We start from the raw sequence: 9,704 nt of genomic DNA on the forward strand, positions 1-9,704 counted from the left end.
CACGCGCGCGAAGCCGTAGGCGGCGGCGAGCGCGGCGGCGAGCCGCGCGGCCAGCGCGAGGACGAGCGCGGCGCGCAGGCCGAGCGCGTCGCACATGACGCCGAGGGCGGGGCCGCCGACGGCGCCGGACGCGGCGCCCACCATGCCCTGCGCGGAGATCACGCGGCCGCGCAGGTGACCGGGGCTGTCGAGCTGGACGCGGGTGCTGACGGTGGTGTCCAGGACGACCGCCGCGGCGGCGATCGGGAGCATCGCGGCGCCGAACAGCAGGAGGGTGGGCGCGCCGCCGCTGAGCATCTGCCCGGCGGCGCAGACGGCCGCGGCGATCAGCAGCAGCCGCAGCGGGAGGCGGAGGCGGGACGCGGCGAAGACGCCGCCGAGCACGGTGCCGACGGCGAAGGCGACCGACAGCGCGCCGTAGCCGGAGGCGCCGGCGGCCAGCGGGCCCTCCGCCATGGCGGCCATGGTGACCTGGTAGTTGCGGCCGAGGCTGCCGAGGACGAACGCCAGCCCGAACATGATCAGCATGCGGGGGTCGCGCAGCACGTACCGGAACCCGGCGACGATGCCGCGCTCCCCGGGTTCGGACGGCGGGAGCCGGTGGAACTCGCGGCGGCGCATAAGGGCGAGCGCGACAAGGACGCCGAGGAAGCTCGCGGCGTTCGCGAAGAACGCGCCGGGCACCCCGAAGAGGGGGATCACGATCCCGGCGAGGCTCATCCCGAGGATCCGCCCGCCGGAGCTGAGCACCGAGCCGAGCGCGAGCCCGTTGGACAGGTCGTCGGGGCCGACGACCTCGGCGCCGAACCGGCCGAGGGCGGGCGAGGTCAGCGCGGTCGCCAGCCCGGAGGCCAGCGAGATCGCGTAGAGGGCGCCGACCGAGGAGGGCCCGCCGAGCGCGATGCACGCCAGCACCGTGGACAGCAGCGCCTGGACGAGCTGGCCCGCGCCGACGACCGCACGGACGGGCAGCCGGTCGGCGATCACGCCGCCCCAGGGGCCGATCAGCATCGTCGGGAGGGCCTGCATGACCAGGCCGAGCCCGACGCTGGTCGCCGAGCCCGTGATGGACAGGACGAGCCAGTTGAGGGCGAGGACCTGCATCCACGTCCCCGTGATGGAGACGAAGTCGGCGATGGCCCAGAGCCGGTAGTTGTGATGGCGCAACGAGCGCAGCATCACCGGGAACGTCAAAGTCCTCTCCCCCCAAAGAAACGGCAAAGGGCATTAAACGCGAAGAACTTCGCAGAACATGCCAAATCGGGGAAGTGTATGGGGTTTGTCACGTTTACCTTTGCTTTCGCGGTCCGAGCCGCGGCATCCCTCGACCGCCGAGTCCACCGCGTTAGGCTCGCCTCCGGCCGTCCGCCCGGGCGGCAGGTAAGCGAAACGGCGGCAGACGGGGGTCCGGGGTGGACGAGCGGGCGTTCTGGGTGGGCACGTACACCGGTGCGGCGGGCGGCGGCGCGGGCGTCTACCGGGTCCGGCGCCGCCCCGACGGCTCCCTCGCCGACGTGCGGCTCGCCGCCGAGGCCGACTCCCCCTCCTACCTCGCCGTCCACCCGGGCGGCCGGGTGGTGTACGCCGTGCGCGAGGAGGACGCGGGCGGCGTGACGGCCTTCGAGATCGCCGGCGACGGGCTGCGCGAGATCGGGCGGCGCGACGCGGGCGCCCTGCCCTGCCACGTGTCGGTGACGCCCGGCGGCGGGCACCTGCTGGTCGCCGACTACGGGTCCGGGACGGTCCGGGCCGTGCCGCTCGCGGGCGACGGGGGGTTCACGGGCGAGCCCGCCGTCGCGGCGGGCCACGGCACGGGCCCCGTGGCCGACCGGCAGGAGGGCCCGCACGCCCACATGGCGGTGCCCGCGCCGGACGGGCTCGTGCTGACCACCGACCTCGGCGCCGACCTGGTCCGCGCCTTCCGGCTCGAGGACGGCGACCTGCGCCTCGCCGGGGAGACGCCCCTGCCGGACGGGTGCGGCCCGCGCCACCTCGCCCTCCACCCGAGCGGGCACGTCTACGTGATCACCGAGCTCGCCGGGACGGTGCTGGTCCTGTGCCCCGTCGGGGGCCCGGAGCACGGGTACGCGGCGCTGGAGATCCTCGGCGACTCGCCCGTGCTCGCCTCGCCGGACGGGGGCCCCGCCCAGGGCGCGGCGATCAAGCTCGCCGGCGACGGCCGGTTCCTCTACACGTCCACCCGGGGCGCCGACGTGGTGACGGCGCACCGGATCCTGGACGACGGCGCGCGGCTCGAACCCGTCGCGGACGTCCCGTCCGGCGGCGCGTGGCCGCGCGACCTGCACGTGGACGGCCCGTGGCTGCACGTCGCGAACGAGCGGAGCGACACGATCGCCACCTTCCGGGTCGGCGGCGACGGCGTGCCCGTCCCGGCCGGGACGCCGCTCGAGGTGCCCGCTCCGGTGTGCGTCGTGCCCGTCCTGTAGCGGTCCACGGTGGGCGGGCGCCCCGGCTCGCGGCCGCCCGTCCGGGATCCGGTTTTCCGGTGCGCCGCCCGGGCACGCCCCGAATGAATCACAACATTCAGGGAGTGTCCGGACATGACGACGATCGCCACGACCAATCCCGCCACGGGGCAGGTCGAGAAGACCTTCGACGCGGCCGCGGAGGAGGAGATCGACCGGCGCCTCGCGCTGGCGGCGGAGACCTTCGCGACCTACCGGAACACCGGCGTCGAGCAGCGGGCCGCGTGGATGAACGCGGCGGCCGACGTCCTCGACCGGGAGGCCGGGGAGATCGGCGCCCTGCTCACCACGGAGATGGGCAAGCCCCGCACGGCCGCCGAGGCCGAGGTGCGCAAGTGCGCGAAGGCGTGCCGGTTCTACGCCGAGCACGCGGCCGGGTTCCTCGCCGAGCACCGTCCCGCCGACCCCGCGGACGTGGGCGCGCGGGACGCGTACGTCCGGTACGAGCCGCTGGGCCCGGTGCTGGCGGTGATGCCGTGGAACTTCCCGCTCTGGCAGGTGATCCGGTTCGCGGCGCCCGCGCTGATGGCGGGCAACGTCGGGCTGCTCAAGCACTCCTCGAACGTCCCGCAGACCGCGCTGCTCCTCGAGGACCTGTTCCGCCGCGCCGGGTTCCCCGAGGGCGCGTTCCAGACGCTGCTGATCGGGTCGGCCGAGGTCGAGCGGGTGCTGCGCGACCCGCGGGTGAAGGCCGCCACGCTCACCGGCAGCGAGCCCGCCGGGCGGTCGGTCGCCGCGATCGCCGGCGACGAGATCAAGCCGACGGTGCTGGAGCTCGGCGGCAGCGACCCGTTCGTCGTCATGCCGTCCGCCGACGTCCCGGCGGCCGCGCGGACCGCCGCCGACTCCCGCTGCCTCAACAACGGGCAGAGCTGCATCTCGGCGAAACGGTTCATCGTCCACGAGGACTGCGCCGACGAGTTCGAGGAGCTGTTCGTCGAGGCGATGCGGGCCAAGCGGGTCGGGGACCCCATGGACGACGGCACCGACGTCGGCCCGCTCGTCAGCGAGGACGGCCGCGCCGACGTCGAGGAGCTCGTCGCGGACGCCGTCGGCAAGGGCGCCCGCGTGCTGTGCGGGGGCGAGCGCCCCGACCGTCCCGGCTGGTACTACCCGCCGACCGTGGTCACCGACGTGACCACCGAGATGCGGATGTTCCACGAGGAGGTGTTCGGGCCCGTCGCCTCGCTGTTCCGGGTGCGCGACATCGACGCGGCGATCGAGCTGGCGAACGCGACCGGCTTCGGGCTCGGCTCCAACGCGTGGACGCGCGACGACGCCGAGCGGGACCGGTTCGTCCGGGAGCTGGAGGCCGGGCAGGTCTTCATCAACGGGATGACGACCTCGTACCCGCGGCTTCCGTTCGGCGGCGTCAAGCGCTCCGGGTACGGGCGGGAGCTGTCCGCCGAGGGCATGCTCGAATTCTGCAACGCCAAGACGATCTGGGCCGCCGCCTAGGACCCCCCGCACGTCCGCGCGCGGTTACCTCCCGGGTAATCGCCGCGGTGACCCCCGCGCTTCTAGCGTCGTGGCATCGGCACGAGGAAAGGAATCCCGATGACCACGACCCGTTCCGCCACCGAGAACCGTCCCGCGCGGGGCCTGCTCGCCGACGGCGCCCGGCTGCTCCGCCTCGCGCTCCGCCTCGACGCGGGCGTGACCGCCGTCAACGGCCTCGCCTACCTGGCGCTCGCGGGCCCGGTCGAGGACCTCATCGGCCTCGACCCCGGGCCCGGGCGCGCGATCGGCGCCTTCCTGCTCGGCTACGCGGCGCTCGTGTGGGCCGTGTCGGTGCCCGCCCGCCCGAACCGGCTCGCCGTGACCGCCGTCGTCGAGACCAACCTGCTGTGGGCCGTCCTCAGCGTCGCGGCGGTCGCGCTCGGCTGGTTCTCGCTCACCACCGCGGGCGCCGTGTGGGCGGTGCTGCAGGCGGTCGCCGTGGCGGGCTTCGCGGCGGTGCAGTACACCGCGTCGCGCCGCGGCGCCTGACCCGGTCACCGGTCCGGGTCGACGTCGATCGCCTGCACCCGGACGTCGACGTGCGGCGAGCGGCGCAGGTCGTCCAGCACCGCCCGCCACCCGTCCGGCCATCCCGCCGCGTCCCCCGCCGCGCCGGCCGCCCGCATCGCCAGCAGGTGCGCCACGAGGTGCCCCTGCGCGACGAGACCCCGCACGGCGGGCAGGAGCCGGGGCGGCGGCACCGGCGTCCGCCGTCCGTTCCGGTGGCCGACAAGGCTCCTGAACCGCCAGTCCAGTTCGAGCGCCGCCGCCGGCCGGTCGCGCAGGAGCCCCGCGAGGGACCCGAGCGCCTCGGCGAGCTCGTCCGCCGAGGCCCGGCCGGGGTCGGCCAGCGGCGGGAACGCGAACGTCAGCTCCACGACCTGCCGGAGGTACAGCGGATGGGGCGCCAGCAGCGCGGCCGCCCGGCGGGCCGGCCCGGCCTCCACGGGAGCGTCGCGGCCGGGGCCGCGCCGCGCGCCGAGCACCCGCACGAGGGAGAGCAGGCGGCGCCGGGCGGGCCCGCGCGCACCGGCCGCGGGCAGCAGGCCCTCCAGGACGCCGAGGACCTCGTCGCGCACCGCCCCCGCGGACACCAGCGCCTCCAGGACGGGCAGCTCCGCGTCCCCGGCGGGGTTCGCCGGGTCCCCCACGGCGGCGAGGAGGTCGGCGAACCCGCCCTCGTAATGGCGCGCCCACACCTGGAACGCCCGCGTCCCGCGAAAGCGCACCCCCGGGCCGTCCGACGCGGCGAGCAGCCGCCTCACCAGCGCGGCGTACCGGGGCCGGGCCGCCGGCGCGTACTCCTCCGGCAGCGCCTGGAAGAGCGTGCGGAGCAGCGGTTCGGACGCGTACGGCCCCGCGGCGTCCTCCAGGGCGGTGAACGCCCGGGGGTCGTCGGGGAACCGGCGCAGCGCCGCGGCGACGGCGGCCCGCACGTCCCGGTGCAGACGGGGATCGCGCCACGCGCCGAGCAGGGCGTCCGCCGCGCCGGGCGGCCGCAGCCGCTCCAGCAGCCGGGCGGCCTGCTTGCGCGCCGTCACCTTCGCGCCCGGCCCGGCCAGCGTCCCGGCCAGGACCGGGCCGAGCGCGGACGGCGCCACCGCGGCGCAGCAGCCGGCGGCGGCCGCGACCGCGTACGGCGACCCCCCGCCGCGCGCGAGCCCGAGCAGGAGGCCGAGCGCCTCCGCGGGGCGGTCCGTCCCGGCCATCGCCTCCATCGCGGCCTCGGCGAGGACGGCGTCGGCCCCGCCGGCCCACGCGGCGAGATCTCCGAGGGTCCCGGGGAGCCGGCCGAGGGACGCGGCGGCCGCGACCCGCGTGTCCGCGGGCGGCGCGTCGTCGCCCGCCACGCCGTTCAGCGCCGCCCGCACCCGTTCGACCTGGGCGGGCGTCCAGCGGCCCGGGTCCTGCCGCCGCACCCGGGACGTCCGCTCCCCCAGGACGACGCGTCCGAGCAGGTCGGTGCGGCGGCTCGCGACGACGCGCCAGACCTCGGGGACCTCGACCGCCGCCGGGTCGGCCGCCACGAGCTCCGCGGCGCGTCCGGCGCGCCGGGCGGGGTCGGCGAGCCAGACGGCCGCGGCCTCCGCGGCGAGGTCGCCCGTGCGGTCGAGCGCCGCGGCGCGCAGGTCGTCCTGGATCTCCTCCAGCGGGAAGGCCCGCCGCCCGAGTGACCGCGCCACCTCGATCGCGAGCGCGGGATCGCGCCGCTCGCGGGCGGCCCGCAACCGGGGGCGCAGGACGTCCAGGAGTTCGTGCTCGGCGCCGCGCGGCAGGACGAGGCCGAGGGCGTGGTCGCGGTCCTCGAGCTGCTCGGTGCCGCACCGCGCCACCAGCCGGTCGTAGACCCCGTACGCCCACGGCCGCAGGCCGGGGGCGTGGGCGAGCGCGCGGTCGGCCAGGTCCCGCAGCGCCCGCCGCGTCGGCCGCGAGGAGTCGCGGGACTCGACGGCCGCCGCGGCGAGCCCGTCCAGCGGTCCGGCGAGCGCGCCGCCCAGCAGGGCCACCGGGACGGACGCGAGCGCCTCGATCAGCGCGCGCCGCAGCGGGTCGCGCTCGTTGCGGGCGCGGTCCGCGAGGCCGCCGACCACGCCGAGCAGCACCGTGCCGTCGCCGGTGCGGGCCGCCGCCCCGATCAGGAGCGCCCGGGCGAGCCCGCGCCGCTTCGGGTCGCCGGTGAGCGCCGCCTCCCGCAGCGGCCCGCTCGCCTCGTCGTAGGGAAGGTGGGCGGTGAGCTTCAGCGGGATGTCGGGATCGTCCAGCCTGCGGCGGGCCGAGTGCCACACCGAGCCGTGCCAGTCGAGCATCCGCCGCGCCTCGGCCGCGGCGCGGTCCGGCGGCAGCAGCGGGAGCAGCGGGTACGCCTGCAGGCCCGGGAACGGGCCCCCGCGCCGCTCCACGATCGCGTCGAACAGCGGGCCGCGGCGCCCCGGCGCGACGAGCGCGAGTTTCCCGGCGAGCCCGTGGGCGTCGCCCGGCAGGGCGGCCGGCAGTTCCCGGCCGGGCAGGAACCGCAGGTGCTCGTCGCGGGAGAACAGCCCGCCGCGCGGGCCGCCCGCGGCGACCGCCAGCCGGGCGGCGCGGACGGTGTCGACCGCGAACAGCCGCCGCGCGACGGCCTTCGGGAGCCGGTGCCGCACGTTCTCGCGGACGTCCTCCCGCTCGAGCAGTTCGAGCAGCCCGGCCGGGTCGTGCCGGGCCAGGGCCGCGACGGCGGCCGTACGGCGCCGCAGCCAGCCGCGGCCCGCCGCCCGCTCCCGGGCGAGTGCGAGGAACGGGCCGGGATGCCGCTCGGCGAGGGCCCGCCACGCGGTGACGGCGTGGTCCAGGTCCGGCAGCCACCGGGCGGCCGCCTCGCCCGAGCAGGCGGGCAGCAGGGCGGCGGCCTCGCGCTCGCCCCAGCGGGCCCGGACGTCCGGCAGCAGCCGGTCGGCGAGGGCGGTGCGGTCGCCGTGCCGCAGCGTCCGGTAGAACGCCCGCCGCAGGTCGGCGGGGGCGTCGTCGAGGACGGCCGCCGCCGCGCCGTCGGCGACGGGGAGCGTCCGGACGGCCCGCAGCGCGGCCCGCCGCAGTGCCGGATCGGCGCCCGCGAGGGCGCGTTCGATGAACGGGAGGTCGCGGGCGGCCATCGCCATGTGCAGCGCGGTGCGCCGCTCGTACCGTCCGCCCGCGGACAGCTCGTCGAGGAGCGCGCTCAGCGCGGGAGTCCCGGCGAGGCGCCGGGCGTGCAGGGCCAGGGCGCGCATGCGCTCCGGGTACGCGAGGGGTTCGACGCGCGCGAGGAGATCGCCCGCGCGTTCTTCGGCCGGTTCCCGGACCGGCGCGGTGGGGCTCAACGGCCCGGGCGGAGACCGCCCTTCCTGATCGTCATGGGTCCGATCATGGACGATCCGGCGCGGGTCCGGCAAGTGCCGGACGCTGACACAATCGTCACCATGAGCTATGTGGCCGCTGACGACCGATATGAGCAGATCCCCTACCGGCGGTGCGGACGGAGCGGGTTGCGGCTCCCGGCGATCTCGCTCGGGCTGTGGCACAACTTCGGCGACGACCGTCCGCTGGACGTGCAGCGGGCGATCCTGCGCCGCGCGTTCGACCTCGGCGTGACGCATTTCGACCTGGCGAACAATTACGGCCCGCCGTACGGCTCCGCGGAGACCAATTTCGGCCGGATCCTGCGCGCGGACCTCGCCCCCTACCGCGACGAAATGATCATTTCGACGAAGGCGGGATACGACATGTGGCCGGGCCCCTACGGCGAATGGGGCTCGCGCAAGTACCTGCTCGCCAGCCTGGACCAGTCGCTGCGGCGGATGGGCGTGGACTACGTCGACATCTTCTACAGCCACCGGTTCGACCCCGAGACGCCGCTCGAGGAGACGATGGGCGCGCTGGACCGGGCCGTCCGGTCCGGGAAGGCGCTGTACGCGGGGATCTCGTCGTACTCGCCGGAGCGGACGGCCGAGGCCGCGGCGATCCTGCGGGACATGGGCACCCCGCTGCTGATCCACCAGCCGTCGTACTCGATGCTCAACCGGTGGATCGAGGGCGGCCTGCTCGACACCCTGGAGGCGGCGGGCGCCGGCTGCATCGCGTTCTCCCCGCTGGCGCAGGGAATGCTGACCGGCAAGTACCTCGACGGGATCCCGGCGGGCTCGCGGGCGAGCAAGGGGACCTCGTTCTCGGCGGACCTGCTGACGGAGGAGAATCTGCGGCACGTCCGGACGCTGAACGAGATCGCCGCGGGGCGGGGGCAGTCCCTGGCGCAGATGGCCCTCGCCTGGTCGCTGCGGGACGGCCGGGTCACCTCGGCGCTGATCGGCGCGAGCAGCGTCGCGCAACTGGAGGAGAACCTCGCCGCCCTCGACCGGCTGGACTTCACCGCCGACGAGCTGGCCGCGATCGACCGGGACGCCGTGGAGGCCGGCATCAACATCTGGGCGGCGTCCAGCGCGGGCTGACCGGGCGGACCGGGCGGACCCGCCCGGACGGCCGTGCCCGCACGATTTGTCCCGTTCCATGCGGGCACGGGGTCGGCATGAAGGAGATGACCCTGCGCAGCGAAGCGTTCAACGATCACACGATCATCCCGTCGGAGTACTCGCACGACAGCGGCGACGTGTCCCCGCCGCTGGAGTGGTCGGACGCCCCCGAGGAGGTGGTGGAGCTCGCACTGGCCTGCGAGGACCCGGACGCGCCCACCGGCACGTTCGCGCACTGGCTCGTGGCCGGGATCGACCCGGTGACGACCGGGCTGGACCCCGGCGAGGTGCCGACCGGGGCGGCCCTCGGCCGCAACGACTTCGGCGCCGAGGGGTACGGCGGTCCCAAGCCGCCGGTCGGCGACGACCCGCACCGCTACTTCTTCAGGCTGTACGGGCTGTCGGAGCCGTCCGGGCTCGGCACCGGTTTCACGGCGGAGGACCTGCGGAACGCGATGCAGGACAAGATCGTGGCGACGGGGACGCTCGTCGGCACGTTCGCCCGGTAGCCGTGGCCGGCACCGGAGGGCCCGGCCCGCGGCGGCCGGGGGACCGCGCGGATCACCGTCCGGACCGTCGCGGACGGCGGCCCGGCACCGAGCCGCTCACCGCCCGCAGCCCGCTGCGGCTGCGGGCCGCGCTGGCGTCGGTCGCGCTGGTCGCGGCGGCCGCCGCGGCGATCGTCGTCGCGGTGCTCGCGGCCGGGTGCGGCGGCGACGGGGCCTGGGCCGCGGCG

At 76.6% G+C, this 9,704-nt stretch carries 8 protein-coding genes; 6 read left to right on the forward strand and 2 right to left on the reverse strand.

Going from position 1 to position 9,704, the window contains the following annotated elements; translation table 11 throughout:
• Positions 1 to 1,194: MFS transporter (locus ACFQ11_RS35905; protein ID WP_378307092.1), on the reverse strand; the 1,194-nt coding region annotated here is incomplete at its 3' end.
• A 218-nt stretch (positions 1,195 to 1,412) separates the two neighbouring features.
• Here ACFQ11_RS35905 and ACFQ11_RS35910 point away from each other — a divergent pair.
• From ACFQ11_RS35910 to ACFQ11_RS35920, 3 genes are all read left to right on the forward strand, one after another.
• On the forward strand, positions 1,413 to 2,447 hold the full coding sequence (locus ACFQ11_RS35910) for a lactonase family protein (protein ID WP_378307094.1): 1,035 nt from the start codon (positions 1,413 to 1,415) through the stop codon (positions 2,445 to 2,447).
• A 114-nt stretch (positions 2,448 to 2,561) separates the two neighbouring features.
• Positions 2,562 to 3,944, forward strand: coding sequence for an NADP-dependent succinic semialdehyde dehydrogenase (locus ACFQ11_RS35915; protein ID WP_378307096.1), 1,383 nt, complete (start codon positions 2,562 to 2,564; stop codon positions 3,942 to 3,944).
• Positions 3,945 to 4,043: 99 nt separating this feature from the next.
• Positions 4,044 to 4,475 carry a hypothetical protein gene (locus ACFQ11_RS35920; RefSeq protein WP_378307098.1) on the forward strand — a complete coding sequence of 144 codons (432 nt, stop codon included), beginning with the start codon at positions 4,044 to 4,046 and terminating at the stop codon, positions 4,473 to 4,475.
• 5 nt (positions 4,476 to 4,480) lie between these two features.
• On the opposite strand, the gene ACFQ11_RS35925 is transcribed toward ACFQ11_RS35920, so the two are convergent.
• Positions 4,481 to 7,822, reverse strand: a complete 3,342-nt coding sequence (locus ACFQ11_RS35925; RefSeq protein WP_378307100.1) for a hypothetical protein — start codon at positions 7,820 to 7,822, stop codon at positions 4,481 to 4,483.
• A gap of 99 nt (positions 7,823 to 7,921) precedes the next feature.
• Between ACFQ11_RS35925 and mgrA the strand changes: the two genes are divergently transcribed.
• From mgrA to ACFQ11_RS35940, 3 genes are all read left to right on the forward strand, one after another.
• Positions 7,922 to 8,947 (forward strand): L-glyceraldehyde 3-phosphate reductase, encoded by a 1,026-nt coding sequence (gene mgrA / locus ACFQ11_RS35930; protein WP_378307102.1) that lies wholly within the window; start codon positions 7,922 to 7,924, stop codon positions 8,945 to 8,947.
• Between the two features lie 77 nt (positions 8,948 to 9,024).
• The gene (locus ACFQ11_RS35935) at positions 9,025 to 9,477 is read left to right on the forward strand and encodes a YbhB/YbcL family Raf kinase inhibitor-like protein (RefSeq protein WP_378307104.1); all 453 of its coding nucleotides are present in this window, start codon (positions 9,025 to 9,027) and stop codon (positions 9,475 to 9,477) included.
• A 2-nt stretch (positions 9,478 to 9,479) separates the two neighbouring features.
• The coding region (locus tag ACFQ11_RS35940) for a DUF6343 family protein (RefSeq protein ID WP_378307106.1) at positions 9,480 to 9,704 on the forward strand (225 nt) is incomplete at its 3' end.

Source organism: Actinomadura sediminis (assembly GCF_042675525.1).
Lineage (GTDB): Bacteria > Actinomycetota > Actinomycetes > Streptosporangiales > Streptosporangiaceae > Spirillospora > Spirillospora sediminis.